Source organism: Streptomyces sp. JK94 (assembly GCF_053613315.1).
Genome location: NZ_JBSICH010000019.1, coordinates 139504 through 166197, shown reverse-complemented (window position 1 = coordinate 166197; position 26694 = coordinate 139504). Strand labels below are relative to the sequence as shown.

General features: G+C 73.5%; 24 protein-coding genes and 3 pseudogenes. 13 read left to right on the top strand and 14 right to left on the bottom strand.

The window, feature by feature from the left end; translation table 11 throughout:
* The first annotated feature begins 36 nt into the window (after positions 1-36).
* Together argG and ACVV2G_RS18920 are read left to right on the top strand one after the other, a co-directional pair.
* On the top strand, positions 37-1482 hold the full coding sequence (gene argG, locus ACVV2G_RS18925; protein ID WP_453843894.1) for an argininosuccinate synthase: 1446 nt from the start codon (positions 37-39) through the stop codon (positions 1480-1482).
* Between the two features lie 80 nt (positions 1483-1562).
* On the top strand, positions 1563-1727 hold the full coding sequence (locus ACVV2G_RS18920; protein ID WP_453843893.1) for a hypothetical protein: 165 nt from the start codon (positions 1563-1565) through the stop codon (positions 1725-1727).
* 103 nt (positions 1728-1830) lie between these two features.
* On the opposite strand, the gene ACVV2G_RS18915 is transcribed toward ACVV2G_RS18920, so the two are convergent.
* Together ACVV2G_RS18915 and ACVV2G_RS18910 are read right to left on the bottom strand one after the other, a co-directional pair.
* Positions 1831-4062 carry a phosphoinositide-specific phospholipase C-related protein gene (locus tag ACVV2G_RS18915; protein WP_453843892.1) on the bottom strand — a complete coding sequence of 744 codons (2232 nt, stop codon included), beginning with the start codon at positions 4060-4062 and terminating at the stop codon, positions 1831-1833.
* A gap of 169 nt (positions 4063-4231) precedes the next feature.
* Positions 4232-5677, bottom strand: coding sequence for a glyceraldehyde-3-phosphate dehydrogenase (locus ACVV2G_RS18910; protein ID WP_453843891.1), 1446 nt, complete (start codon positions 5675-5677; stop codon positions 4232-4234).
* Positions 5678-5966: 289 nt separating this feature from the next.
* On the opposite strand from ACVV2G_RS18910, the gene ACVV2G_RS18905 reads away from it, so the two are divergent.
* On the top strand, positions 5967-6368 hold the full coding sequence (locus tag ACVV2G_RS18905; protein ID WP_453843890.1) for an SseB family protein: 402 nt from the start codon (positions 5967-5969) through the stop codon (positions 6366-6368).
* Between the two features lie 9 nt (positions 6369-6377).
* Here ACVV2G_RS18905 and ACVV2G_RS18900 read toward each other — a convergent pair whose 3' ends face one another.
* Positions 6378-6773, bottom strand: coding sequence for a MarR family winged helix-turn-helix transcriptional regulator (locus ACVV2G_RS18900; protein ID WP_453843889.1), 396 nt, complete (start codon positions 6771-6773; stop codon positions 6378-6380).
* A gap of 247 nt (positions 6774-7020) precedes the next feature.
* On the opposite strand from ACVV2G_RS18900, the pseudogene ACVV2G_RS18895 reads away from it, so the two are divergent.
* From ACVV2G_RS18895 to ACVV2G_RS18885, 3 genes and pseudogenes are all read left to right on the top strand, one after another.
* Positions 7021-7479, top strand: a pseudogene (locus ACVV2G_RS18895) (fluoride efflux transporter FluC); the annotation flags it as partial.
* A 104-nt stretch (positions 7480-7583) separates the two neighbouring features.
* Positions 7584-7958: a fluoride efflux transporter CrcB gene (crcB, locus tag ACVV2G_RS18890; RefSeq protein ID WP_453843888.1), complete on the top strand. Its 375-nt coding sequence runs from the start codon at positions 7584-7586 to the stop codon at positions 7956-7958.
* An 87-nt stretch (positions 7959-8045) separates the two neighbouring features.
* A complete protein-coding gene (locus ACVV2G_RS18885; RefSeq protein ID WP_453843887.1) occupies positions 8046-8882 on the top strand; it encodes an undecaprenyl-diphosphate phosphatase in 837 nt (278 codons plus the stop codon).
* Positions 8883-8919: 37 nt separating this feature from the next.
* On the opposite strand, the pseudogene ACVV2G_RS18880 reads toward ACVV2G_RS18885, so the two are convergent.
* From ACVV2G_RS18880 to ACVV2G_RS18865, 4 genes and pseudogenes are all read right to left on the bottom strand, one after another.
* Positions 8920-9102: pseudogene (locus ACVV2G_RS18880) on the bottom strand (acyl-CoA desaturase); the annotation flags it as partial.
* 131 nt (positions 9103-9233) lie between these two features.
* Complete coding sequence (locus tag ACVV2G_RS18875; protein WP_453843886.1) at positions 9234-10412, bottom strand: D-alanyl-D-alanine carboxypeptidase family protein; 1179 nt, start codon at positions 10410-10412, stop codon at positions 9234-9236.
* Positions 10413-10676: 264 nt separating this feature from the next.
* Positions 10677-11816, bottom strand: coding sequence for a transcription termination factor Rho (gene rho / locus ACVV2G_RS18870; protein ID WP_453843885.1), 1140 nt, complete (start codon positions 11814-11816; stop codon positions 10677-10679).
* Positions 11817-12222: 406 nt separating this feature from the next.
* Complete coding sequence (locus ACVV2G_RS18865) at positions 12223-12633, bottom strand: nuclear transport factor 2 family protein (RefSeq protein WP_453843884.1); 411 nt, start codon at positions 12631-12633, stop codon at positions 12223-12225.
* Between the two features lie 80 nt (positions 12634-12713).
* Between ACVV2G_RS18865 and ACVV2G_RS18860 the strand changes: the two genes are divergently transcribed.
* Positions 12714-13301, top strand: coding sequence for a PadR family transcriptional regulator (locus ACVV2G_RS18860; protein ID WP_453843883.1), 588 nt, complete (start codon positions 12714-12716; stop codon positions 13299-13301).
* Between the two features lie 4 nt (positions 13302-13305).
* Positions 13306-14031, top strand: coding sequence for a class I SAM-dependent methyltransferase (locus tag ACVV2G_RS18855; RefSeq protein WP_453843882.1), 726 nt, complete (start codon positions 13306-13308; stop codon positions 14029-14031).
* 61 nt (positions 14032-14092) lie between these two features.
* On the opposite strand, the pseudogene ACVV2G_RS18850 reads toward ACVV2G_RS18855, so the two are convergent.
* From ACVV2G_RS18850 to ACVV2G_RS18830, 5 genes and pseudogenes are all read right to left on the bottom strand, one after another.
* Positions 14093-14269, bottom strand: a pseudogene (locus tag ACVV2G_RS18850) (GntR family transcriptional regulator); the annotation flags it as partial.
* A 350-nt stretch (positions 14270-14619) separates the two neighbouring features.
* A complete protein-coding gene (locus tag ACVV2G_RS18845; RefSeq protein WP_453843881.1) occupies positions 14620-15588 on the bottom strand; it encodes an acetylxylan esterase in 969 nt (322 codons plus the stop codon).
* Between the two features lie 224 nt (positions 15589-15812).
* Positions 15813-16397, bottom strand: coding sequence for an Rv1733c family protein (locus ACVV2G_RS18840; RefSeq protein ID WP_453843880.1), 585 nt, complete (start codon positions 16395-16397; stop codon positions 15813-15815).
* Between the two features lie 418 nt (positions 16398-16815).
* Positions 16816-17535: a ferredoxin reductase gene (locus ACVV2G_RS18835; RefSeq protein WP_453843962.1), complete on the bottom strand. Its 720-nt coding sequence runs from the start codon at positions 17533-17535 to the stop codon at positions 16816-16818.
* A gap of 49 nt (positions 17536-17584) precedes the next feature.
* Positions 17585-18190, bottom strand: a complete 606-nt coding sequence (locus tag ACVV2G_RS18830) for a sulfite oxidase-like oxidoreductase (protein ID WP_453843879.1) — start codon at positions 18188-18190, stop codon at positions 17585-17587.
* A 382-nt stretch (positions 18191-18572) separates the two neighbouring features.
* Between ACVV2G_RS18830 and ACVV2G_RS18825 the strand changes: the two genes are divergently transcribed.
* Complete coding sequence (locus ACVV2G_RS18825; protein ID WP_453843878.1) at positions 18573-19385, top strand: putative protein N(5)-glutamine methyltransferase; 813 nt, start codon at positions 18573-18575, stop codon at positions 19383-19385.
* Positions 19386-19400: 15 nt separating this feature from the next.
* Here the strand turns inward: ACVV2G_RS18825 and ACVV2G_RS18820 are convergent, their stop codons facing one another.
* On the bottom strand, positions 19401-21506 hold the full coding sequence (locus ACVV2G_RS18820) for a SpoIIE family protein phosphatase (protein WP_453843877.1): 2106 nt from the start codon (positions 21504-21506) through the stop codon (positions 19401-19403).
* 253 nt (positions 21507-21759) lie between these two features.
* On the opposite strand from ACVV2G_RS18820, the gene ACVV2G_RS18815 reads away from it, so the two are divergent.
* The 4 genes from ACVV2G_RS18815 to ACVV2G_RS18800 all read left to right on the top strand — a co-directional run bounded on the left by ACVV2G_RS18815 (position 21760) and on the right by ACVV2G_RS18800 (position 25959).
* Complete coding sequence (locus ACVV2G_RS18815; protein ID WP_453843876.1) at positions 21760-22650, top strand: hypothetical protein; 891 nt, start codon at positions 21760-21762, stop codon at positions 22648-22650.
* A gap of 119 nt (positions 22651-22769) precedes the next feature.
* A complete protein-coding gene (locus tag ACVV2G_RS18810; protein WP_453843875.1) occupies positions 22770-23138 on the top strand; it encodes a hypothetical protein in 369 nt (122 codons plus the stop codon).
* 113 nt (positions 23139-23251) lie between these two features.
* Complete coding sequence (locus tag ACVV2G_RS18805; protein WP_453843874.1) at positions 23252-25267, top strand: oxidoreductase; 2016 nt, start codon at positions 23252-23254, stop codon at positions 25265-25267.
* A 140-nt stretch (positions 25268-25407) separates the two neighbouring features.
* Positions 25408-25959, top strand: a complete 552-nt coding sequence (locus ACVV2G_RS18800) for a PadR family transcriptional regulator (RefSeq protein WP_453843873.1) — start codon at positions 25408-25410, stop codon at positions 25957-25959.
* Positions 25960-25984: 25 nt separating this feature from the next.
* Here the strand turns inward: ACVV2G_RS18800 and ACVV2G_RS18795 are convergent, their stop codons facing one another.
* A complete protein-coding gene (locus ACVV2G_RS18795) occupies positions 25985-26533 on the bottom strand; it encodes a hypothetical protein (protein WP_453843872.1) in 549 nt (182 codons plus the stop codon).
* Between the last annotated feature and the right edge of the window lie 161 nt (positions 26534-26694).

Sequence of the window (26694 nt, the reverse complement as noted above, 5' to 3'; positions counted from 1 at the left end):
TTTGCATGGCCATGCGTTGTCATGCATACTCTTCCTATGTCCAAGGTCCTCACCTCCCTCCCCACCGGCGAGCGCGTCGGTATCGCCTTCTCGGGCGGCCTCGACACCTCGGTCGCGGTCGCGTGGATGCGTGACAAGGGCGCCGTCCCCTGCACGTACACCGCCGACATCGGCCAGTACGACGAGCCCGACATCGCCTCGGTGCCCGACCGCGCGAAGACCTACGGCGCCGAGATCGCGCGCCTGGTCGACTGCCGCGCGGCGCTGGTCGAGGAGGGCCTGGCCGCACTCACCTGCGGGGCGTTCCACATCCGCTCGGGCGGGCGGGCGTACTTCAACACCACCCCGCTCGGCCGCGCCGTCACGGGTACGCTCCTGGTCCGGGCGATGCTCGAGGACGACGTCCAGATCTGGGGCGACGGCTCCACCTTCAAGGGCAACGACATCGAGCGGTTCTACCGCTACGGCCTGCTCGCCAACCCGCAGCTGCGGATCTACAAGCCGTGGCTGGACGCGGACTTCGTGACGGAGCTGGGTGGCCGCAAGGAGATGTCGGAGTGGCTCCTCGCCCACGACCTCCCCTACCGGGACTCCGCGGAGAAGGCGTACTCCACCGACGCCAACATCTGGGGCGCCACCCACGAGGCCAAGACGCTGGAGCACCTCGACACGGGCGTGGAGACCGTGGAGCCCATCATGGGCGTGCGGTTCTGGGACCCGTCGGTCGAGATCGCCGCCGAGGACGTCACCATCGGCTTCGACCAGGGCCGCCCGGTGACGGTCAACGGCAAGGAGTTCGCCTCCCCGGTCGACCTGGTGACGGAGGCCAACGCCATCGGCGGCCGGCACGGCATGGGCATGTCCGACCAGATCGAGAACCGGATCATCGAGGCCAAGAGCCGCGGCATCTACGAGGCCCCGGGCATGGCCCTGCTGCACGCGGCGTACGAGCGCCTCGTCAACGCGATCCACAACGAGGACACCCTCGCCCACTACCACGTCGAGGGCCGGCGGCTGGGCCGGCTGATGTACGAGGGCCGCTGGCTCGACCCGCAGGCCCTGATGATCCGGGAGTCGCTGCAGCGCTGGGTCGGCTCCGCGGTCACCGGTGAGGTCACCCTGCGGCTGCGGCGCGGCGAGGACTACTCGATCCTCGACACCACGGGCCCGGCGTTCAGCTACCACCCGGACAAGCTGTCCATGGAGCGCACCGAGGACTCCGCCTTCGGCCCGGTCGACCGGATCGGCCAGCTCACCATGCGCAACCTCGACATCGCCGACTCCCGCGCCAAGCTGGAGCAGTACGCCGGGCTCGGTCTGATCGGCACCGCCAACCCCGCCATCGGCGCCGCCCAGGCCGCCGCGACCGGACTGATCGGCGCCATGCCGGAGGGCGGCGCCCAGGCCATCGCGTCCCGCGGTGAGGTCTCCGGCGACGACGAACTGCTCGACCGCGCCGCGATGGAGTTCGGCACGGACTGACCGGGTCCCCTCCGGGAACTCCCCGGCCGGCAAGGGCCGGCTCGACGCCAGAGGGCGTGGAGCCGGCCCTTCTGTTTCTCATGACGGGTGCCGTCGCGGCCGGGCTGATGACGGCCGGGCTGCTCCCGCTGCCGTTCACGGCCGGTGCCCGGGCCGCGACGGCCGCCGCCGGCGTCACGATCACGGACTCGGCCGAGGAGGACGTACGGACCGAACCAGGCTCACAGTCCGAGATCAACGGGTGAGCCGGCCCGGGGCCGCCGGCGGCACCCGCCCGACGACGCGGAGCACCCACCACGCCGTCGGGCGTCGTACCGCCCTGTCCCCGGCCCCGTCCGAGGCGCGCGTTCACCCCGTGCTCGGGAGCCCGTCCGGCGACCGTCCGACGGGGAAGCGGGATTCGTCCCGGCGGCGCTCGGCGTTGAGGTCGTCGACGGCGCCGAGCGCGTCGCCGATCGTCGCGTAGTCCACCGCGACGAAGTTCACCGGCCTGCCGCGCCGCTGCTCGCAGGTGTGCGCCCGCTCCAGCACCCGCTGCCGCGCGTTGACGACCCCGGCGTCCAGCCGCCGTCCGCCGCCCGCCGTGACGAAGTGGTTGAGCAGGAACAGCCGCTTGCCCGTCCCGCCCCGGTTGGGCAGGCAGGACATCTCGTCCGGGCTGCGGAAGGCGAACGGCGTCTCCATGCCGTACCGGTAGAAGTTCCGGTACCAGGGTGCGGGGCCGTCGGCCTTCTCCGCGAAGACGACCAGCCGCCGCCCGCCGTCGATCATGTCCCCCAGCCGGGGCCACGGGCGGTCGGGGTCCGTGTCCGGCTCGTACAGCAGGTCGGACAGTCCGGCCAGTGCGAAGGCGTTCTGGCTCGCCACGGAGTCGACGCCGTCCTGCAGGATCAGGGTGACGACCTCCGTGGGGTGGGCGCGCAGCCAGTCACCGATCTGCCGCAGCGTGGGCACCAGATCGAGGGCTCCGGCGCCGCACACCGAGTGGCACAGCCACAGACCGGGGTGGGGAGGGTTCACCCGCTCCAGGATCCGGGTGAGCCACTGCCGCAGCTCCGGGGAGAAGTCCGAGCTGCTCAGACGGTCCGCGACCTCCTCCGGCCGCTCCCACTGGTGCGTGTCGAGGAGCAGGACCCGCACCCCGGCGTCGAGCTGGCCGACGATGTCCGGGTCCTGCAGGGGGCCGATGAACCGGTCCGCCGTCGTGGCCATCGCGTTGTGCGACGCGAGCTGGGCGATCTCGTCGTAGCGGGCGTCGCACAGTTCGGCGCTGCCCTGGCACAGGCGCGGAGAGGAGCCGGTGATCGCCACCGGCGCCACCATGGTGCCCACGAGGGCGCACGCGGTGACCGCGAAGGTCAGGACGGGGCCGTGCCGCGGATCGGTGAGGACCGGCATGCCGGGCCTGGTCTGCCAGACCCAGCTGACGGTGATCAGCAGGGCTCCGGCGGCGAGCAGGATCACCGCCACCACGGTGGCGGTGGTCAGGAGCCGGTCGAAGGCGTTGGCCTGAACGTCGCCCAGGAGGCCGGCCGCGGTCGGGGGCCATGACGACGGGGGACCGAACAGCGCGTCCCCGGGGACCAGGCGCAGCAGGAGCACCGTCAGCGCCATCACCGCCGCGGCGGCGACCGGTACCCAGCCGAGCGGCATCAGCCGGCGCCTGCCGGGGGAGGGCGTGGACAACCACAGCAGGGTGAGCGCGGCGGCGCAGAGCACCGCGGCCGCCGGTTCCACCACCTCCTGGAAGAGACGGGTGACGGACCGCGCGCGGGCCACCGGAGCCAGCGCCTCGTGCGAGGGATCGACATCGACGGTGACGACCCAGGTGCCCTGCCTCGCCTCCCGCAACAGGTCCGCCGCGGTCGCCCGGACCCGGTCGGTCAGGGCGACCGGCGCGACCGCGGCCAGTGCCGCGGCCACGTCCCCCCGGTCCAGCGCCGTCCGCACGGTCGGACGGAGGACGGCGCGCTCGGCGTCGGGCACCAGGTGCATCAGCGCGTCCGTGGCCCTGACCGACTGGTCGGGGGAGAGTGGCAGCGACGGCATGCCCTCCAGCGGTGCCTCGCCGGCCACCACCTGCGCCGCCAGTTCGGACAGGCGTTGCACGAAGGCCTGGAAGTCGGGTTCGGACCGCTGCTGCAGCGAAGCGACCGCGTCTTTGAAGTAGGCCCGGCTGAGCCGTTCGACGTTCGCGACGACGGGCTCGAGGTCGACCGTGACCCGCAGCCGGCCGCGATCGCCCTCCAGGTAGTGGATCACCTCGGCGATCTGCCGGTCCGTCATGGCCCGCAGGGTCTCCGGCGGGACCACGACCTTGATGTTCGAGGTGATGGTCGACTGCGGGACCGGCAGCCGGTTCAGCAGGTCGCTGGTCAGCGGCGTACTGCCCGGGTCGACCAGCACCTCGTCGTAGAAGCGCTGGTACGCCCTCTCGTCCTCCAGCACCCGGCCGTAGAACTCCGGATCGAGCACGGTGCTGCGCACCACGGCGGACGCGGCCAGGACGGTCGTGCTCAGGACCGCCACGCACCAGATCAGCACCCCGGCCCAGGGGGAGCGCCGAACCAGTCCGTTCATGGGCCCATTCTCGTTGCAGCCGGCCAACGTGCGACACGGCGTTCGGGGGAACGCCGTCCCACGCCTGCCCGGTCCCGGCCGCCTGATGCCGGTCGTCCGGTGTCCGGCACCTCCTGCGCGGCGTCGGGTGCCGCCCCGCGCACATACGCGCCCCGTTCGGGGCCCGGGATCAGACCGCCGGGGCCGGGTAGGTCGGGTACTCCACCCCGGAGACGTGCTGGACGACGCGGACCACCTGGCAGGAGTAGCCGAACTCGTTGTCGTACCAGAGGTAGAGGATGGCGTTGTCGCCCTCGACCTTCAGCGCGCCCGCGTCGACGATCGAGGCGTGGCGCGAGCCGATGAAGTCACTGGAGACCGCGTCGGGGGCGCTGATGAAGTCGATCTGCCGCTTGAGCGGCGAGGTCAGCGACACCTCGCGCAGGTGGTCGAGCACGTCCTCGCGGGTGGTCTCGCGGGCGAGCTGGAGGTTGAGGATCGCGATGGAGACGTCCGGGACCGGGACCCGGATCGAGCTGCCGGTGATCTTCGCCTGGAGGTCCGGGAGGGCCTTGGCGACGGCGGACGCCGCACCCGTCTCCGTGATGACCATGTTCAGCGGCGCGGACCGGCCGCGGCGGTCCGACTTGTGGTAGTTGTCCAGCAGGTTCTGGTCGTTGGTGAACGAGTGGACGGTCTCCACGTGGCCACGCAGCACGCCGTACTCGTCCGCCATGGCCTTGAGCGGCGGGACGATCGCGTTGGTGGTGCAGGAGGCGCAGGACAGGATCCGCTCCTGCGGCTTGATGGTGTCGTGGTTGACGCCGTGGACGATATTGGGGACGTCGCCCTTGCCCGGCGCGGTCAGAACGACCTTGTCGATGCCCGGACGCAGGTGCTTGGACAGGCCTTCGCGGTCGCGCCACTTGCCGGTGTTGTCGATGAGGATGGCGTTGCTGATGCCGTACGCCGTGTAGTCGACCTGCGCCGGGTCGTCCGCGTGAATCACCTTGACGGCGTTGCCGTTGGCGAGGATCGTGCTGGTGTCCTCGTCGACGGTGATCGTGCCCTGGAACTGGCCGTGCACGGAGTCGCGGCGCAGCAGCGAGGCCCGCTTGACCAGGTCCTGCTCGCCGCCGCCCCGGACCACGATGGCGCGCAGCCGCAGACCGTTGCCCGAGCCGGCCTTCTCGATGAGCAGGCGGGCGACGAGCCGGCCGATGCGGCCGAAGCCGTACAGGACGACGTCGCGCGGCTCGCGTCGGTCGGTCTTGTTGGTGCCGGTGGCACCGGCGACGGCCTCGGCGGTGAACTCCTCCACCGACAGCCCGCGGTCGTCGCTCCGGTGGGTCGCGGCGAGCATGCCGATGTCGATCTGCGAGGGACCGAGGTCGAGCGTGCTGAGGGCCCGCAGGAAGGGCATCGTCTCGGTGACCGAGAGCTCCGCGCCGGCGATCTGGCGGGCGAAGCGGTGGGTCTTGAGGATGCTGACCACCGACTTGTTCACCAGGGAACGGCTGTGCAGCAGGATCGTGACGTCCTGCTCCCGGTGCAGCTTCCCGATCATCGGGATCATCGATTCCGCGATCTCCTCGCGGTGCTTCCAGTTGGTGAACGAGTCGTCGTTGGCAGTCACGTCTCTGTCTTTCGAGCTAGGCGGCGCTCATATGCTAACCCCACCGCACTTATGATCGATCAAGTGGGCCCCCGGCCGATCAGATGATCGGTTCACCGGCCTTCCCGGGCACCCGTCGGCCCGCGCGCCCCGGCGTCCGTCGCTCCACGGGACGCGCCCCGCCTCGCACATCCGTCCCGGTCGGAGGGCCGGGCATGATTGCCGCCGGGGCGATCGGGTACGCGAGCCTGAACCGCCCCGTGACGGATCATCGGGGCGGGCCCACCACCGCCGCTACCAGGGACCTGCCATGGAAACTCCCGCGAACGACAACTCCGTCTCGCCCGCCCAGCGTGCGCTGGACGCACTCGCCGAGAACACCGAGGACACGGCGGCGCTCGACACGCTCGCCGGCAGCGACGTCCTCGTCCCGGTGCCCGACGACGCGAACGCCCAGGACGCCGCCGATCCCGGGATGCTGGCCCTGCCGGTACTGGAACAGCAGGGCGGCCGTCAGGTGGTGCCGGTCTTCACCTCGGAACTGGAGATGGCCGACCTGCTGCCGTACGTCTCGCGCTACCGCATGGTGCCGCTGGGCGCCCTCGCCGCGCAGTGGCCGGCCGACGACCTGTCGCTGTCCATCGACGCCGGCTCGGACCACCGCCTCACGCTCACGTCGGACGGCGTGCGCACTCTGCTGGCCCGCCCCTGAGGTCAAGCGTTACCGATCGTCGCCGAGCATGCGGGCCAGTACGGCCCGCTGCAGCGGCAGTACCTCGGCGTGCAGCGCGCGTCCGCCGCGGGTCAGGGCGACGTAGACGCCGCGCCGGTCCTCCGCGCACATCGAGCGCTCCACCAGCCCGTCCTTCTCCAGCCGGGCGATGAGCCGGGACAGCGCGCTCTGGCTCAGATGGACCCGGCCGACCAGGTTCTGCACCCGGCACTGGGCGCCTTCCCCGGGCCCTTCGGTGGCGAGGATGTCGAGCACCTCGAAGTCGCTCGCGCCCAGGCCGTGGGGGTGCAGGGCGCGATCGATCTCGCACATCGTGCGCGCGTGCACGGAGAGGATCTCCCGCCACCGCTCCTCGAGCCGGGCACCGGGCGTCTTGACTGCCATACCTGCACGGTAGCACCGGAACCAGCATTAATTGAGTGTGCAATTAGTGTGCGCGCAAGGGACCGGGCGGCAGCCCCGCCGGACGTGACCCGGACGCCGCCCCGGCGCTAGGCTGGCACCGGCCGCGGCCCGGTGTGCGCGGCGCGGCGGTGGGGCCCGCCGTGACGAACCGCGGCACGGACGCCGCCAACGGTCCCTACTTGCGATCGGGGGCTCCCCCTGCCCGGCGAGTAGGAGACGTACGACCATGACAGCCCCGCAGGCCGACGGCTCCAACCGCTCCGACGGCACCCGAGCAGGCATCCCCGGGCGACAGCGGTGGCGTGCCCAGGCACCGGTCGTCGCGGTCGTGGCCCTCGGCGGCGGCGCCGGCGCCGCCGCGCGCTACGCGGCCTCCCTCCGGTGGCCGACGCAGCCCGGCGGCTTCCCCTGGACCACCTTCTGGGCCAACGTCGTCGGCTGTGCCGTGATCGGCGTGTTCATGGTGGTCGTCACCGAGGCGTGGGCCGCCCACCGACTGGTCCGGCCCTTCTTCGGCACGGGCGTGCTCGGCGGCTTCACCACCTTCTCCGCCTACGCCGTCGACGGCCAACAGCTGTTCGCCGCCGGCCAGGTCCGCACCGGCCTGGCCCATGTGGCCGCGACGCCGCTCGCGGCACTGGCGGCGGTGTCGTGCGCCGCGTGGGCGACGCGCCGCGTTCTGAGGCGGACCGCGGTTGTGGGCGGTGACCGCGAAGCCACCGGGCACGTCGGCCGGGGCGGGCCGGCCACCGGAGCCGGGGCGACGGACACGAAGGGCGGGCCGCGTACGTGAACTGGCTGCTGGTCGTCGCGGGCGCCATGGTCGGCGCGCCGCTGCGCCACCTCACCGACCGCGCGGTGCGCTCCCGGCACGACTCGGGCTTCCCCTGGGGCACCCTCGCGGTGAACGTCGTCGGCTGCCTGGTGCTGGGCCTGCTGACCGGTGCCGCGCTCGCCGGTGCCGCCGGTTCCCGCCTCGGGCTGCTGCTCGGCACCGGGCTGTGCGGCGCCCTCACGACGTATTCGACCTTCTCCTACGAGACGCTCCGGCTCACCGGGAGCGGCGCCCGCCTCCAGGCGGCCGTCAACGTGGTGGCCAGTGTGGCGGCCGGCCTGGGGGCGGCCTTCGCGGGGGTGACGCTGGCCGACGCGCTCTGGGCGTGACGCGTGGCACCGGTCCGCGTGTAGTAGGACTGGCCCCTTCCGCCCCTGTCGCCGCGCGTCCGCCCGCCCCGAGCAGAACGGGACCCCATGAGCGCCATCAGCATCGGTCAGGCCGTCGTCCTCGGAGCCGTCGAGGGCGTGACCGAGTTCCTTCCGGTCTCCTCCACCGGCCACCTCAAGATCGTCGAAGGGCTGATGGGCGTCCCCGTCGACGACGACGCCGTCATCGCGTTCTCGGCGGTCATCCAGGTCGGCGCGATCGCCGCCGTGCTCGTCTACTTCCGCAAGGACATCGCGCGGATCGCCTCCGCGTGGCTGCGCGGACTGACCGACCGGGAGGAGCGCTACCACCACGACTACCGGTTCGCCTGGTGGGTCCTCTGCGCGACCCTCCCGGTCGTGCTCGTCGGCCTGGCCGCCAAACCGCTGATCAAGCAACCGCTCGCCTCACTGTGGGTGGTGGCCGGCTCGCTGATCGTCGGCAGTGGCGTGATGTGGGCGGCGGACCGCACGGGCCGGCACAAGCGGGGCGAGGACGACACCTCGTTCAAGGACGCGATGCTGGTCGGCGGCTCCCAGATCCTCGCCCTGCTCTTCCCGGGCTTCTCCCGCTCCGGTGCCACCATGTCCACCGCCCTGATGCTCGGCCTCGACCGGGTGGCCGCCACGCGGCTCTCCTTCTTCCTCGGCATCCCGGCCCTGACCGGTGCCGGTCTGTACGAGCTGAAGGACGCGCTGGGCACCGGAGCCGGCGCCGCCCCCCTGGCGGTCGGCACCCTCGTGTCCTTCGCGGTCGCCTACGCCTCCATCGCCTGGCTGCTGAGGTTCGTCGCCAGGCACAGCTTCAACGCCTTCGTCGTCTACCGGATCGCGGTCGGGGTCCTGCTGTTCGGGCTGCTCGGCGCGGGCGTGCTGCACAGCTGACCGTCGTGCGCCGGGCCCCGCGCCGGCCCGCGTGCCGTCAGCGGGCGTCGCGCAGCGGCTGACCGACACGGCGGAGATGCCGCAGGGTCCCCCGGTACGAGGCGAGCAACCCCGTTCGGCAGTACGGGACGCCCCGTTCGGCGCAGTACCGCTCGCTGATCACCTGGGCCCTGCCGAGGGCGGGCGTCGGCGTGCTCGGGAAGAGGTGGTGCTCGATCCGGAGGTGAGCGGCGCTCCGGCCGCGGAACGACGGCTGCCCCCGAGGAAAGGTGCGGCCGGCACCACCCCCGACCCGGTGGTCCGCCCCTGGTGATGTCTCCCCGCCCACGCGGAGGCCGGGGCGGCAGGCACTCAGCCGCCCTTCACCCGCACCAGCCTGAACCGCAGGACCAGTGCCATGGCACCCGCGCCGAGTCCGCCCACGCCCACGATCGCGCCGGTCTCCGGCCAGCCCGGGCCGTGCCGGGACGGCCGTGCGTGCGCGACCGCCGCGGGTACGGCCTCGGGGCCCTGCCGCGGCCGGACGTTCCCGGACACCAGCGAACCCACCGGGTCGACGCGCCCGGCCGCCTCGAAGCCCCAGTCGAGCAGGGAGCGGGCCTCCTCGTACACGGCGTGGCCGCCGCCCTCCTGCGGGTTCATCACGGTCACCACGAGGGTCCGGCCGTCACGGCGGGCGGCGGCGACCAGCGTGTTGCCGGCGTTGCTGGTGTAGCCGTTCTTGATACCGACCAGCCCCGGGTACGGCTCCACACCGCCCTCCCCGGTCAGCAGCCGGTTGGTGTTCCGGATGCCGTACGCCTCCCCGTTCCGGCCGGGGAACATCGCGTCGATCCTGGCGCAGTACCGCGCGAAGTCCGGATTGCGCAGCCCCGCCCGGCCGAAGACCGCCAGGTCGTACGCCGAGGACACCTGACCGGGCGCGTCGTAGCCGTCGGGCGAGCGCACCTGCGTGTCGTGGGCGCCGAGGGCCCGGGCTTCGGCCTGCATCCGGGCGGCCGTGGCGCTCCAGCCGCCGGTGAGCGAGGCGAGGACGTGCACGGCGTCGTTGCCGGAGTTGAGGAAGACGCCGTTCCACAGGTCGGAGACGCGGTAGGTGCCGCCCTCGACGACCCCGACCAGGCTGCTGCCGGGACCGATGCCGTTCAGCTCGTCCCCGCTCACCTCGTGGCGGATGCCGCCCGGCAGGACCGGCAGCACGGTGAGGGCGAACAGGGTCTTGAGGGTGCTGGCCGGCGGCAGCTTGCGATGGGCGTCGTGCGCCGCCAGCACGTCACCGCTCCCGGCGTCGGCCACCACCCAGGACAGTGCGGAGACAACGGGAATCCCGGGTGCCCCGGCGCGGGGCCGGACTTGAGTACCGGAGCGGTACAGCAGCGCCGGCTGGACCGCCGCCCGTGCCCCGCCGGGCGGGCCGGGGTCCGGCCGCCCCGTACGGGCGGCCGCGGCGGCGGGCATGAGCGTCAGCAGCCCCGCCACGCAGAGCAGGCAGGTGGATCGAGCCGCCCGGAACGAGAATCCGATAGTCATACCGCAAAACGTAGGAAGGGACCCTCGGGCCGCCACGCTGACCGGGCCGAGTCGCGCTTGCGAGTACCCGGATGCCGTAGGAGGTGGGGCCGGGGACCGGGTGGCGCGGTGAGCGCCGGCGGGTGGCCCGGTGCCGCAGCGGCAGGCGGCCGGTGTCCGGTCCCGCAGCAGTAGGCGGCCCGGTGTCCGGGTGGCGGGAGGCGCCGGTTGGTGTCCGGGTGGTGTGGGTGCTGCCGGCCGGAGGCCGGTGGGCGCGCGGTGGCGTCAGCCGGCGGGCAGGGTCGGCTGGACGCGCCGCAGGAACGTGGCGTTGTCCGGCGTCTGGCGCATCCGCTCCAGCAGCGTCTCCAGGCCGGACTGTCCGTCCCGGGTCTGCAGGGCCCGCCGCAGCCCTCGTACGGCGGTCGACTCGGTGGCCGACAGCAGCAGTTCCTCGCGGCGGGTGCCGGAGCCGGTCACGTCGACGGCCGGGAAGACCCGGTGGGCGGCGAGCTCCCGGCTCAGCCGGAGCTCCATGTTGCCGGTGCCCTTGAGTTCCTCGAAGTAGAAGTCGTCGGCCCGTGAGCCGGTCTCCACCAGGGCGGTGGCGAGGATGGTGAGCGAGCCGCCCTCCTCGGCCGTACGGGCGGCGCCGAAGAACCGCTTGGGCCCGAGCAGCGCTCCGGCGTCGACGCCCCCGCTGAGGGTACGGCCCCCGGAGGAGGCGGCGTTGTTGTGCGCCCTGCACAGCCGGGTGAGGGAGTCCAGGAGGATGACGACGTCCTCGCCGGCCTCGACGAGCCGCTTGGCCCGCTCGATGACCAGGTCGGCGAGCGCGATGTGCTGCTTGGCGCTCCGGTCGAAGGTCGAGGAGTACACCTCGCCGCGCACCGCCCGCCGCATGTCCGTGACCTCCTCGGGCCGTTCGTCGAGCAGCACCACCATCAGGCGGGCGCCGGGGTGGTTGCCGGCGACCGCGGCGGCGATCTGCTGGAGGAGGACGGTCTTGCCGGTCTTCGGCGGGGCCACGATCAGGCCGCGCTGGCCCTTGCCGACCGGGGCGATCAGATCGGCGACCCGCCCGGTCAGGCCTGCCGCCGGGTGTTCGAGGCGCAGCCGCTCGTGCGGGTGCACGGGTGTCAGGTCGTGGAAGTGCCGTCGGGCGCCCTGCCGGCCGGGTGTGCGGCCGCCCACCCGGACGACGTCGGTCAGGGTCCGCCGGTCACCGCGGACGCCCTCGACCAGGTCGCCCTTGCGCAGACCGTGGCGGCGGATCAGTGCGGGGGAGAGGGCGAGGTCGGTCGGCTCGGGCTGGAGGCTTTCGTCCCGCAGATGTCCCTTGCCGCTCGCGTCGATGTCGAGGACACCGCTCACGGTCTCGGCCGGGGCGTGCTGGACAGGGGGGTGTTCGAGCGTGGTGGTCATGGTGTTCGGTCCTTTCGAGGACGCGGGCGCGGGGCATGCGGGAGGAAGGGGGGGAGAAGCCGTGCGAGGGGTCGGACGACACGCCTCCGGACGGCGGGAACAGCGCCTCGGACACAGCGGGGGTAAGACCCTGCTCACGAGGTGTGCTGAGAAGCGGACGAGCCGGTCGTATCAGGACGGGCGCGTCGGCGAACCGAAGGGAAACTGGCACTGGCGCCCAAGGCGGGCGTACGCAAGTGCTGATCGCAGCGTACCACAGGATGGGGCGGGGTGGTGCGAGGCGGGGAGAAACGGGACGGCGCGAGGCGGGACGGGCGGAGCATGGTGGGACGGGGCGGGGCGTGGCGAGACGGAGTGGAACGGGGTGAGACAGGGCGGGACAGGGTGAGGCGGGGCCGGGCCGGGCTCAGTCGCCCGAACGCTCCGCGGTCTCCCGCGCCTCCTGGGCGATCCGCTCGAACTGCGCGCCCATCGCCTCCTGCAGCGCCTGTGCCCCCGAGAGCGGGCGCACCATCACCGTGAGTTCGTCGATCCGGCCGGCCTCGTCGAGGTGCAGGAAGTCACAGCCGCCGATCTCCCGGTCGCCCACGCGGGCGGTGAAGAGCAGCGCGTGGTCGCGGCCGTCCGCCTCGCCGATGACGCGCTCGTAGCGGAAGTCCTCGAAGACGCGGATGACCGCGCGCAGGATGGCCACCGTGATCGCCCGGCCCCGGTAGGGCTTGAACACGACGGGACTGGTGAACACCACGTCCTCGGCCAGCAGCGTCTCGAGGGTGTCGAGGTCGTGCTTCTCGACCGCCGTGCGGAATGCCTGCATCACAGCCCCCTGGGGTGCGAACTATTAAACTATTTGAATAGGTGTGCAGGAGAGTAGCCGTTCCTTGCTAGCGTGTCGACATGTCTCTCAAGTACGCCGTCCTCGCGGCCCTGCTGGAGGGTGAGGCCTCGGGCTACGAGCTGTCCAAGGTGTTCGACGTCTCGCTCGCCAACTTCTGGCCCGCCACGCCTCAGCAGCTCTACCGGGAGCTGGAGCGCCTCGCGGGTGACGGGCTCATCGAGGCCCGGACGGTGCCGCAGGAACGCAGGCCCACCAAGCGGCTGTTCACACTCACCCCGGCCGGCCGGGAGCGGCTGAGCGCCTTCGCCGCCGAGCCGACCCGGCGCCCCACGGCCATTCGCGACGAGTTCCTGATCAAGATGCAGGCCATGGACGGTGTCGACCCCGCGGACGTCCGTACGCTGGTGGAGGAGCGCAGGACCTGGGCGCTGGGCAAGCTCGCCCGCTACGAGCGGGTCCGCGAGCGTCTGCTGGACGGCCGTACGGAGGAACAGCACCTGCGCGAGTCCGGCCGCGTCGGGCCCTACCTCACGCTGCTCGCCGGGATCACCTTCGAGCGGGAGAACGCCCGTTGGTGCGAGCGCGTGCTCGCGGTCCTGGAGGAGCGCCGCGTCCCCGCGGGGCCCGCGGGGCAGGCACGGGGCTGACCGGATGTTCAGTCCGGAAGGTCCCACCCTGCGTGAACTCGCCGTCCAGGCGCTGTCGTCGGTCGAGCGTGGCTACGACCTGCTCGCCCCGAAGTTCGACCACACCCCGTACCGGACGCCGGACCGGGTACTCGGCTCCGTGGCCTCGGCGCTGGCGCCGATGGGGCCCTTCCGCGCCGGGCTCGACCTGTGCTGCGGCACCGGCGCGGGTGTGGACGTGCTGTCCCGGGTGTGCCGGGAGAGCGTGACGGGGGTGGACTTCAGCGCGGGCATGCTCGATGTCGCCCGCGCGCGCACCGCGCCCGGAGGGCCGGCGGTCTCCTGGGTGCGCGCGGACGCCCGCGCCCTGCCGTTCGGCCCCGCCTTCGACCTCGTGGTCTGTTTCGGGGCCTTCGGGCACTTCCTGCCCCGCGAACTGCCGGGCCTGTTCACCCAGGTGCGCTCCGTGCTCCGGCCGGGCGGCTGCTTCGCCTTCCCCGTCGCCGCCCCGCCCCGCCTCGGCTCACGGGACTACTGGACGCTGCTCGGCTTCGACGCGGCGATGCGGGTGCGCAACGCGCTGTGGCGACCGCCGTTCGTCATGTACTACCGGACCTTCCGGCTCCACGAGGTGGGCCGCGAGCTGGCGCGCGCCGGGTTCCGGGCCGACCTGCGCGCCCTGCCCGAGTTCGGGCGCCGGCCCGACGGCGCCCCACGTGCCCGGCTGGTGGTGGCCCGGCGGCTGACGTGACGTGCGCGGGGCGCGCTCAGCCGGCCGCCGGCAGTGTGAACTCGTGGACCAGAGCGTCCTGCTGCCGTACGGTCTCCCTGCTCACGCCGAAGTGCTGGGCCAGCCGGCGCTCACCGGGCAGCCGCTCTCCCGGCGGGACGGTGCCGTCGCGCAGCTCGCCGAGCAGCCGTTCGGCCACCCGCCGGTACAGGGGCCGTGCGTCGGCGAGGAGGTGGTCGTGCGAGGTGGCGCGGGCCATGCCGCGCCCTTCTGTGGGTGACGTACGGTAGCCGTGTGGGCTCGGTGCGCCACCGGGGGTGCCACTGGTCTAAACCAGGCGGGAAGGGCGGTCCGCCGGTTCGGCCGAAACCCCACCCGCGCGTCGCCCGGCCGTCACCTCGTCACCGGGCGCGGTGCAGGGCCGCCGCCGGGGCCGTCTCCCGTGGACCGTCGGCGGTGGGCGGCCCCGCGCAAGTGCGTGACGCAACCCGGCGGCACCCGGAGCCGGGTGCCGCCGGGTTGCGGGAGCCGCCGGAGCCGTCGTGTCCGAAAGCCCGCGGACCGCGTCCGGGAAGCGGCCGCTGTGGCCGCGCGGCCGGGCCGCCCGGCTCAGACGTACGAACGCAGCCAGCGCAGCTTGGCGGCCTCCTGGTAGGGGCCGCCCCCTTCGTGGTCGTTGAAGTCGTACACCTCGATCTCCTTGTCCTCGTGCGCCCAGGCGTTGAACGCGGCGAAGACGGTCGACGGCGGGCAGGTCTGGTCCTCCAGGGCCGCCGAGAAGAGAGCGGGCGCCCGGCCGCGCGCCGCGAAGTGCACGCCGTCGAAGTAGGACAGGGTGCGCAGCGCGTCCTCGGTGCGACCGCGGTGCGTCTTCAGGTACAGGCCGATCTCCCGGTAGGGGTGCCGGTCGGTGAGCTTCGTGGCCCGCGGGAAGTCGCAGAGGAACGGCACGTCCGGTGCGACGGCCGTCAGGTCCGGCACCAGCCCGCCGACGGCGATCGTGATGCCACCGCCCTGGCTCCCGCCGAGGACGACCGTGCGCGCCGGATCGGTCAGCGGGTGGGAGCGGGCCGCCTCGACCGCGCGCACGGCGTCGGTGAAGACGCGGCGGTAGTAGTAGTTCTCGGGGGCGTCCAGGCCGCGGGTCATGAAGCCCGGGTACGAGGGCGCGCCGCCCACGGGGTCCGCGGTCCCGCCGCCACCGCCCCAGGCGCTGCCCTGGCCGCGGGTGTCCATCACGAAGTGCGCCCGGCCCGTGGACGACCACAGCAGGTGCTCGTGCGGGAGCCCGCGCCCGCCGCCGTACCCGACGAACTCCACGATCAGCGGCAGCGGCCCGGTCGCGGCGGCCGGCAGGAGCAGCCAGCCCTTCACCGGGTGGCCGCCGAACCCGGCGAACGTCACGTCGTACACCCGCACCGTGGACAGCCCCGTGTCCACCGGTTCGAAGCGGGCGTCCAGATCGTGCTCGCGGGCCTCCTCCAGCGTCTTGCTCCAGAACGCGTCGAAGTCCTCGGGCTCGGTCGACGTGCTGCGCAAGCGCCGGAGCTCGTCGAGCGGGAGGTCGAACAGGGCCATCGAGAACCGCCTTTGCGTGGAGTCGGCACCGAACCGTGCAGATGATCACACGGTACGGGAATGATCGGAGGTCTCGCCAGAGTCTCAGCCGTCGATGATGCGGTTTTCGATGATGTTCGATCTGTCGAACCGCAGGTCAAGGAGGTGGCCCGCTCCTCGCGGGCGGACGACGGGGGTGGCGGTCCTTCGGGCACTGCCCGTGGTGGTCGGGTCACCGGTGCCTGTCAGGCGCGGCGGTGCGTCCACTGGGGCTCGGTGACGGCCCAGTCGCGGTCCCACTCGGCCATCCGGCGTCGCAGGGCCACCTTGCGTACGGCGCAGTGTGCGAGGAGCACCGTGAGCGCCGTGCCGAAGGTGGTGCACGCGCCGAGGGCGACGCTGTGCTGCCACACCGTGAAGTCGTCCGCCGGCGGTGGCACGCTCCGGCCGCGGGGGTCCAGCCACACGTCGACCGTGTCGCCGTGCCGGGTGCCGACCGGGACCTGGGCCGTGGTGCTCCGCTCGGTACCGTCCGGCGTGCTCCAGCGGACGGTCGCACGGTACGAGTGCTGCCCGACGGCCTTCCCCGACGGCAGGCCGTCGGGGGTCCTGTCGACCACCTCGGCGCGGACGTGATGCCGCTGCGCCCGTTGTTCCACCGCGACCGCACGGGCCTCGCCGTGGCTCCACCAGGCGACGGCGGCCCCGAGCATCGGTGCCCCCACGAAGAGCAGAACGGCGACGGCCAGCACGGTCCACGCCTCGACGACGTCGGACCGGCGCCGCAGCGGATTGCGCCGCAGGCGGTGGCCACGCACCCGGGTTCGCATCTCGACCTCCTCGCGGATCATCACGACCGGAGGACCGGAGGACCGGAGCGCCGTTGGACCGGAGGACCGGGAGGCCGGACGGACGGCCCCGCGGGAAGGGAGGCCGCCGTGTCTCCGTGTCGCGCCACGCGTACGAGTGCCCGCACAGGTCTGGTACCCGTCCGACGGCCTCCGCTCACCGCGTCGCCCACCCGGAACGCCGGACGACCATGATCCGTGCCGCGGGCCGGGCGCCCCGCACCCCCGGAGCACATGCCCCCACCGCGTGACGGCGCCCCGGGGTGCGTAGCGTCGCGTCGGCGGTCTCGGCCGGGCCGGGGCACCGAGCCGCCTGTCGAACCGGCCCGATCCCTCCGCGGGCCGGGTTGCGCGAACCCGCTCCGGGCAGGAGTCCGCGAACCCGCTCCGGGGGCCCGGGTCAGCCGAAGCGCTCGATCCTGATCCGGTCCACCGGCTGGCCGGCCGCCACCAGCAGCCGCGAGGCGTGCTCCGCGAAGGAGTTGGAGCCGCACACGTACGCCTCCCACCCGCCCGCGGGCGGCTCGGCCAGGAGCGGCGCCAGGTGTGCTGCCGTCATCCGGCCCACGGGCGTCCCGGCGGGCGCGTTCCGGGTGAACACCGGTGTCGTCTCCGCGCCGAACTCACGGGCATAGATCAGGTCCTCGGGGCCGCGCGCGGACACCAGCAGCCGCAGCGGCACCGTCAGGTCCCGTGCCCGGTGGTGCCGCACCATCGACATCAGCGGGACGACGCCGGAGCCCGCGCCCAGCAGCAGGGCGGGCCGGTCGCCCGGCCAGGCGAAGAACCCGCTCAGCGGACCGCGCACCTCGATCCGGTCGCCGGGCCGGGCGACCCTGTGGAACCAGCCGGACACCTCGCCGTCCTCGACGTGGTCGAGGGTCAGCTCGATGTGTCCCGAGTCGTCCGGCGCGGAGGCCAGCGAGTAGTGGCGCTGGGCCACGTACCCGTCCGCGGCGGTCAGCCGCAGCATCAGGTGCTGGCCGGGCAGATGGCCCGCCCACCCGGGCACCGCGAACCGGAAGGTGGACGCACGGGGCGTCTCGCGCCGGATCTCGGTGAGGGTGGCCGTCTGCCACGTCCCGGCGACCCGGCCGTTCACCTCGATGCGGCCGGGCACCGCGAAGCGCGTCGGGGGCGTGAAGCCCCCTGCGGTGTGTGCCGCCGTCTCAGTCACCCGCGTACCTCTGCTCGTCCCAGGGGTTGCCCCGCGCGTGGTAGCCGTTCCGTTCCCAGAAGCCCGGCTCGTCGTGGTCCAGCAGCTCCAGCCCGGCGATCCACTTCACGCTCTTCCAGAAGTAGAGGTGCGGCACCACCAGGCGCGCCGGCCCGCCGTGCTCGGGGGCCAGCGGCCGCCCCTCGTACTCCCACACGATCCAGGCCCGCCCGCCGGTCAGGTCCGCGAGCGGCAGGTTCGCCGTGTAGCCGGTGTGCGCGTAGGCGACCGCGTGCGTGGCGGACGGCAGTGGACGCACCGCGTCCAGGAAGGCGTCCAGGGACACGCCCCCGAAGCGCACCCCGAACTTCGACCAGCCGGTCACGCAGTGGATGTCGCCCCCGTACGCCGACGCGGGCAGCCGGTGGGCCCCGGCCCAGTCCCAGGTACGGGGCTCGGCCACCAGTCCGCCCACGCGGAGGGACCAGTCGGCGGGCGACAGGTCGGGGGTGACCTCGGCGGAGAGTACGGGCCAGTCGTCGCCGGCGTCGTACTGGCCGGGCGGCAGCGCCGGTCCGGTGGCGCGCGGGCGTCCGGTGAAGCCTCGGGTGGTGTGCATGCGGTGGGGGCCTTTCGGGCCGTCGCGAGGGGTGCCCGCGGCCGGCGTCATCAGTGTGTACCCGGTCAACCGTACGTGCCGCCGCACGCCGGGCGGACCGCCCCCGGTGTTCCGGCTCCGCCGCGCCCGGCCCGGGCCACGCGTCGTACCGCTGCGGACACGCGGCGAAGCGGACCGGGCCTCCCTTCCGGACGGACGCCGGCTGTCCGGTCATTGGGGTAGGGTGACCGGCGGTCGCGGAGAGTCCCGGCCGCCGGACCTCCGGGAGGTGAGACCCATTACCGCTGTGTCGGCCCGGGTGCTCTCACCTCGCGACAGCGCGGTCACCGGCACCAGGTGACCGTGAGAGCGCCCTTCGGTTCCCGAAAGGCTCTCGGCTTCCATGCCCCCACTGTCTCCCGCTTCCCCCTCTCCCTCCCCCTCCGTACCGTCGCGTGACTCCGTCGTGGCCGCCCTGCGCGCCGCCGGCTGCGTCTTCGCCGAGGACGAGGCGGAGCTGATACTGACGGCGGCCCGCACCACCGAGGAGCTCACCGCCCTGGTGGAGCGCCGCGTCACCGGCCTGCCCCTGGAACTCGTCCTCGGCTGGGCGGAGTTCCGCGGCCTGCGCATCGCCGTCGTCCCCGGTGTCTTCGTCCCCCGCCGCCGTACCGAGTTCCTGGTGGCCGAGGCCCTCGCCCACGCCCCGGGCGCCGCCGTCGTCGTGGACCTGTGCTGCGGCTCCGGCGCCGTCGGGGCCGCCCTGGCCGCCGCTCTCGACCGGCCCGAGGTGTACGCCGCCGACCTCGACCCGGTCGCCGTGCGCTGCGCCCGGGACAACCTCGCGGACGCCGGCGGCCGGGTGTACGCCGGTGACCTGTTCGACGCGCTGCCCGACACGTTGCGCGGCCGTGTGGACGTCCTCGCGGCCAACGTGCCGTACGTCCCCAGCGACGAGGTCGCCCTGCTGCCTTCCGAGGCCCGCGACCACGAGCCGCTGGTCGCCCTCGACGGCGGCGCCGACGGTCTCGACGTGCTGCGCAGGGTCGCCGCCGAGGCGCCCCACTGGCTCGCGCCCGGCGGCTGCGTGCTCGTCGAGACGAGCGAACGCCAGGCACCGGCGGCCGTCGACGCCTTCACCCGGGCCGGCCTGACGACCCGCCTGGCGGTCAGCGAGGAGCTGTACGCCCAGGTGGTGACCGGCGTCAAGCGGTGACGGCGTCCGCCGTGGTCACGACGGCGGCGTGGCCCGGGCGATCAGCAGGGCCACGTCGTCGGAGTTCTCCGGCTCGTGCAGGGTGCGCAGGAGAAGGTCGCAGACCTCCTCCAGAGGACGGTCCGGCCCCTCCAGCAGGGCCAGCAGCGCGTCCAGCCGCTCGTCCAGCGGATGCCGGCGCGTCTCCACGAGACCGTCGGTGTAGAAGACCAGCCGGTCACCCGGCTCCAGGCCGACCGTGGTGGTGGCGAAGGCGACGCCGCCCACCCCGAGCGGCACCCCGGTCGGCAGGTCCAGCAGTTCCGGCGGACGGCCGGCGCGCAGGCGGACGGGCGGCAGGTGCCCGGCGTTGGCGACCCGGCACTCCCGCCGGTGGGGGTCGTGGACGGCGTAGACGCAGGTGGCGATGGCCTGGTCCAGGCCGGCCGTGGTCCGGTCGAGGTGTTCGAGCAGGAACGCCGGATCGAGGTCGAGGGCGGCCAGCGTGTTCGTCGCCGTACGCAGGCGTCCCATGGAGGCCGCCGCCGCGATGCCGCTGCCCATCACGTCGCCCACCACGAGCGCGGTCTTGCCGTCCTCCAGCTCGATCACGTCGAACCAGTCGCCGCCGACCTCGCTGGTGGCCTCGGCGGGCTGGTACCGGGAGGCGACCTCCAGCCCGCCCGTCACCGGCGGATGGCGCGGCAGCAGGCTGCGCTGGAGGGTGAGGGCCGCGTTGCGGGCGTTCTGGTACCAGCGGGCGTTGTCGATCTGCACCGCCGCGCGGGCGGCCAGCTCCCGGGCCAGCAGCAGGTCGTCGTCGCCGAACGGCAGCGGGTTGCCCGTCCGCTTGAGGTCCAGGGCGCCCAGCACCTCGCCCCGCGCGATCAGCGGCACGGCCAGATAGGAGTGCACGCCCGCCCGGCGCAGCAGCTCGGCCGCCTCCGGCGAGCGGGCGATGCGCGGCAGGTCCGCCGCGGTCACCCGCGCCACCAGCACCGGCCGGCCGGTGCGCACGCACTCGGTGACCAGGCGGTGCGGCCCGTACCGGGCGACCTGGCCCGGCGGATCGGCCGCGCGCAGCGCCTCGGGGGAGCCGTCCGCCTGCACCGCCAGCGCACGGATCACCGCGGGCTCGGCCGGGCCCAGCGTGGTGCGGCGGCCCTTCACCACGGCCTCCAGCAGATCCACCGAGGCGAGGTCGGCGAGGCCCGGCACGGCCACCTCGGCCAGTTCGCGCGCGGTGCGGTCCAGCTCCAGCGTGGTGCCGATCCGCGCCGAGGCGTCCGCGACGGCCGCCAGCCGACGCCGTGCGGCCTCCGCCTCGACACCCGCGCGGTACTGCTCGGTGACGTCCACGACCGAGACGGCCACGCCCAGCACGGCTCCGACGGCGTCCTCCAGCCGGTACAGCGAGACCGACCAGGCGTGGTCCTCGTCCGGGTCGGCGGGGGTCCGCCCGGTCGCGGACTGGTCGACGACCGGACGCCCGGTCTCCAGCACCCGGCGCGCCGACGCCTCCAGCGGGGCCGCGATCGTCTGCGGCAGCACCTCGCGGACCGCCCGCCCGAGGTGGTCCTCGGCGGGCACGCCGTTCATCCGCTCCAGGGCCGGGTTGACCGAGACGTACCGCAGCCCGGCGTCCAGGACGGCCAGCCCGACCGGGGACTGCCGGATCACCCGGGAGGACAGCGCCACGTCGCGCTCCAGGGCGCGCACGGTCGACCGGTCGACCGCGAGCCCCAGCGCGTAGACGTCCCCCCGGTCGTCCAGGAGCCGCATGTTGCGGAACTCCACCAGCCGGGTACCGCCGTCCTTGCGGCGGATGGGGAACGCCCCGGCCCAGCTGCGTCCGGTCCGCATGACGTCGGCGAACAGCTTCACGACCAGGTCGAGGTGGCGTTCGTGGACCATGATGCGTGCGGCGTACCGTCCCAGCGCCTCCGGCGCGGAGTACCCGAACAGCTCCTCGGCCTGCGGGCTCCACAGTACGATCCGGCCCTCGGTGTCCAGCACCACCGAGGCCACGTTCAGTACGTCCAGCAGCCCGCTCGGGCGTACCGGTCCGCGGGGCGTCGTGTCGCCTTCGGGCCCGCGGGGCGTCGTGTCGCCCTCGGACCCGGCAGGCCCGGCTCCACTCATCCCACGCCCTGCCTTCACCGTTCGCCGCGGCATGCCCTGCCGATGCCGGCTTCCTCGTCCGACCGCGTGCGGGGCCGCTCGCGTACGGCGGCCCCCTCGTCTCCCTCCAGCATCACCCGGCACGGCGGCGCCCGCCCTCGGAGCACGGCCGATGTTGGTCTGTACATGACCGCATCGGCGGGTCAGACTGTGCGCCGAGCGCGCAGCGCCCGGTTCGTGCCGCTCGGCCACCCCCCCACTGAGGAGCCCGCCCATGCCCCTGCACGCCCGGCAACGTTGTCACGCCGCCCTGGCCGGACTCGCCGCCCTCGGCCTCGCCCTCACCCTCGCCGGCCCGGCCGCCGCGGCCACCCCGGCCGCTCCGGCCGCGGACACCTGGACCGAGGTGGGCTCCGACCGCGCCGACCCGCTGACCGAGAGCCAGGGCCTGGCCTCGGTCGAGGTGCCGGCCGGCAGTCCCAACCGCTACACCGGCATCGGCACCATCCCGCTCGGCCTGAGCAGCCGCGGCTGGAACCACGTCGGCGACCCCGACGCCTCCTACGACGGCCACTACGTCGAGCCGTACCAGCGGGACGGCGGCAACACGAAGATGTTCCGCGTGCAGGCGCCGGACGGCCGCTGGTCGGAGTACGTGCACACGCTGAGCCCGGGCGAGGCGCTGAACAACTCCTGGTCCGCCGTGTCCCCCGACGGCCAGTGGATGCTGGCGGGGGAGTGGGGCACCATGAACCGGCTGCTGGTCTTCCCGACACCCGGCGTCAACCCGGTCACCTCTCCCTCGGCGAACCTCCCGCAGGCGGCCACCGTCCACCTGGACCACGCCGTGCGCGACGTCCAGGGCTGCGACTTCCTCGACGCGACCACCCTGCTGTGCTCCTCCGACGACCCGGCGGGCACCCTCTTCGGCGTCACCAAGCCACTGCTGCGCATCGACCTGTCCGCCGCGCCGAACGGCACCGCGGACGTCGCCGGCCACGTCACCGCCGTGCGTCAACTGCCCCTGCGCAGCGCCTGCTCCGGCGACTTCGAGACGGAGGGCATCGACTACGACCGCCGTACCGGCACCCTGCGCGTGATCGTCGTCTCGCCGGGCTTCTGCGTACTGACGGACAGCAAGACCTACCGCTTCACCCGGGGCTGAGCCCCGGGCGAGCCGGTGGAGGCCGGGTCCGGGTGCGGACCGCCCCCTTCGCGCCGTGCTCCAGGTGGTGCTTTTCTGGGGGTATGGGTCGGGTAGGGGGCACGAGAGGAGCGATCGCGATGGACGGTGAGCGACTGCACCCGGAGTCCGTCTCCGTGGAGCTGAGCGGGTGCAGCAAGGAGGACGCCCGGACCGTGTTCGACGCGCTGTGCGCGTGTTTCTCGTCCGACCGGCGTGCGGAGGAGGTGCCCCGGGACTGCCACGAGGTGCGGCCCACCGTGTGGCTCGGCACCTTCGACGTGGCCGACGCCCGCGGCGGGTGCGACCCCGCCCGGCTCACGGCGTCCGTCGAGGCCGACGTGCAGGGCGGCTACTGGGCGATCGAGCGCTTGCGCACCACGCTGGACTCCCTGTTCACCGTGCACGACCTCAGCGCGGCCTCCGGGGACCAGGAGCGGGAACTGCACGTACGGCTGGAGAGCCGCTGACCGGAGCCCGCCGGTGCGGCGGTGTGGTGTGCGTCGCCCCTTTGTGCAACTAGTTGCACAAAGGGGCGACCGTCCTCTACAACAGAGGCACGACACCGCGCACGGAGGGCCCGATGAGCCGTTTCCCCCACTTGCTGAGCCCGCTGGACCTGGGCTTCACCACGCTGCCCAACAGGGTCCTGATGGGTTCCATGCATGTCGGTCTGGAGGAGGCCGAGAACGGCTTCGAGCGCATGGCCGCCTTCTACGCCGCCCGGGCCCGCGGGGGAGTGGGGCTGATCGTCACCGGCGGCATCGCGCCCAACGACGAGGGCCGGCCGTACCCGGGCGGGGCCCGGCTCACCACCGGGGCCGAGGCCGGACAGCACCGGACCGTCACCGACGCCGTGCACCGCGAGGGCGGCCGGATCGCGCTGCAGATCCTGCACTTCGGCCGCTACGCGTACCACGCCGACCTGGTCGCGCCGAGCCCCCTGCAGGCGCCGATCAGCCCGCACGTGCCCCGGGAGCTGACCGACGCGGACATCGGGCGCACCGTCGACGACTACGTCCGCACGGCATGCCTGGCGCGCGAGGCCGGCTACGACGGCGTCGAGATCATGGGCTCCGAGGGCTACCTGATCAACGAGTTCATCGCCGCTCGGACCAACCACCGCACCGACCGCTGGGGCGGCTCGTACGAGAACCGCACGCGCTTCCCCGTCGAGATCGTGCGCCGGGTGCGCGAGGCGGTCGGCGAGGACTTCATCCTCATCTACCGGCTCTCCATGCTCGACCTGGTGCCCGGCGGCTCCACGCTCGACGAGGTGATCACCCTCGCCAAGGCCGTCGAGGCCGCGGGAGCGACCCTCATCAACACCGGGATCGGCTGGCACGAGGCCCGCATCCCCACCATCGCCACCTCCGTGCCGCGCGGTGCCTACACTTGGGTGACCAGGCGCCTGATGGGCGAGGTCGCGGTGCCGCTGGTCACCACCAACCGGATCAACACCCCCGAAGTGGCCGAGCAACTGCTCGCCGAGGGCACCGCAGACATGGTGTCGATGGCCCGCCCGATGCTCGCCGACCCCGATTTCGTCGCGAAGGCCGCGGCCGGCCGGCCCGAGGCGATCAACACGTGCATCGGCTGCAACCAGGCCTGCCTGGACCACACCTTCAGCGGCCGGATCACCTCCTGCCTGGTCAACCCGCGCGCCTGCCACGAGACCGAGCTGGTCCTGACTCCGACCCGGCGGCGCAGGCGCGTCGCGGTCGTCGGCGCGGGGCCCGCCGGACTGGCCTGCGCGGTGAGTGCGGCCGAACGCGGCCACGAGGTCACCCTGTACGACGCCGCGAGCGAGACGGGCGGACAGCTCAACGTGGCCCGCAAGGTCCCCGGCAAGCAGGAGTTCGAGGAGACGCTGCGCTACTTCCGCACCCAGCTGGAGGCGCACGGCGTCGACGTACGCCTGAACACCCGGGTCGGCGCCGACGACCTCGCCGGCCACGACGAGATCGTCGTCGCCACCGGCGTCACCCCGCGCACCCCGGACATCCCCGGCGTCGACCACCCGAGCGTCGTCGGGTACCTCGACGTGCTCCGCGACGGCGCCCCCGTCGGCGCCCGGGTCGCGGTCCTCGGCGCGGGCGGCATCGGCTTCGACGTGGCCGAGTACCTCACCGACGGCGGCGACAAGGCGCACGAGGACCCCGAGACGTACTTCCGCCTCTGGGGCGTCGACACCGGCTACCGGGCCCCCGGCGGCCTCACCGCGCCCGAGCGCCCGGCACCGCCGCGCACCGTCCACCTGCTCCAGCGCAAGACCTCCAAGGTCGGCGCCGGCCTCGGCAGGACCACCGGCTGGATCCACCGCACCGAACTGAGGCACCGCGGCGTCACCATGGTCCCGGGCGTGCGCTACGACCGGATCGACGACGCCGGGCTCCACGTCACCGTCGACGGCGAGTCCACGGTGCTGGAGGTCGACACGGTCGTCCTGTGCACGGGCCAGGAGCCGAGCCGAGGCCTGTACGACGACCTGGTCGCCGCCGGACGCAGCGCCCACCTCATCGGCGGCGCCGACGTGGCCGCCGAACTGGACGCCAAGCGCGCCATCAAGCAGGGCACCGAGCTGGCGGCGGCGCTGTAGCCGTCCGGGAGACGCGGGCGGCCGGGAGGCACCGGCCGTTCGGGGAATGCGGGCGTCCGGGCGGGCCGACGGTCCGGGAGGCGTGGACGTCCAGGTGGGCGGGCCGTCCGGGAGGCACCGGCCGTCCCTAGGATGAACCCATGTCACTCCCGCACGCGATCCTCACCGCCCTGGTCGAAAAGCCGTCGTCGGGGCTGGAGCTGACCCGCCGTTTCGACAAGTCGATCGGCTACTTCTGGTCCGCGACACACCAGCAGATCTACCGCGAGCTGGGAAAGCTGGAGGCGGACGGTCTGATCCGCGCGCTGCCCGGACAACAGCCGGCGCGCGGGCAGAAGAAGTCCTACGAGGTCCTGCCCGCCGGCCGCGCCGAGCTGGCCCGCTGGACCGCCGCCGCACAGGACCCCAAGCCCCTGCGCGACACGATGCTGCTGCGGCTGCGGGCCGCGGCCGTGGTCGGCACCACCGGCATCGAGGCCGACCTGCGCCGCCACCTGGAGCTGCACGAGCGGCAGTTGGCCGAGTACGAGGAGATCGAGGAGCGGGACTTCCCGCCCGGCAGGGACAGCGCCGAGGACCGGCTGCGGCACCTGGTGCTGCGCGCCGGCATCGACCTGGAGACCTTCTGGACCCGGTGGCTCGGGCACGCGCTGGCGGAGCTCGCCGAACTGCCCGGTGAGGAGTCCGCCTGACGGCGGTACGGGTGGAGGGGCCCGTTCAGAAACGGTACGGCTTCGAGCGGCGGCGCAGGAACCAGGCCGCGGCGATGACGCCGGTGCCGACCAGCGCACCGCCCGCCACGAGGGTGGTCGTCCCGTAGTCCTCGACGGCACCGCCGAGACCGCCGAGGACGCCCCGCGGTGACGCGGACGGCGCGGGGGAGGCGGAGCGGCTGGGCGAGGGGGAGGGCGCCGGGGAGACGATGACGGTCTGGGTGCCCGCGGTGCTGTTGTTGGAGCACATGACGATGACCGTGTACGTGCCCGGGCCGATGCCCGACCAGCTGGCGGACTGCCCGGAACTCGTCCCGGACAGGGCCACCTGGCGCCCCTGGGCGAAGTCTCCCTGGCTGCCGGTGAGCAGGGAGGCGGTGCCCCAACTGCCGTTGAGCTGGGCGCAGGCGGTGGTGGTGACGGACACCGTGGTCCCGGTGGTGCTCACGGAGATCCCCGGGCCGGCGGCGGCCGGTCCGGCGGCCAGGGTGACGGGCAGCGCGGCGGCTGCCACGGTCAGGCCGGAGCGGAGGAGTGGCGATGAGATGCGCATGTGGACTGCCCTCCGGCGGCACGGTCGGCGGTACGTCCCTTGCGCCGCCGAAACGGAAACGCCCGTGCTGCCTCACCGGCAGCCAACAGGGCGGCGGCGGCCCCCGCATGCCGAGCGCGACCGCCCAGGTGACGCGTTCCCCGCCGGGCGCGCGACGGCGG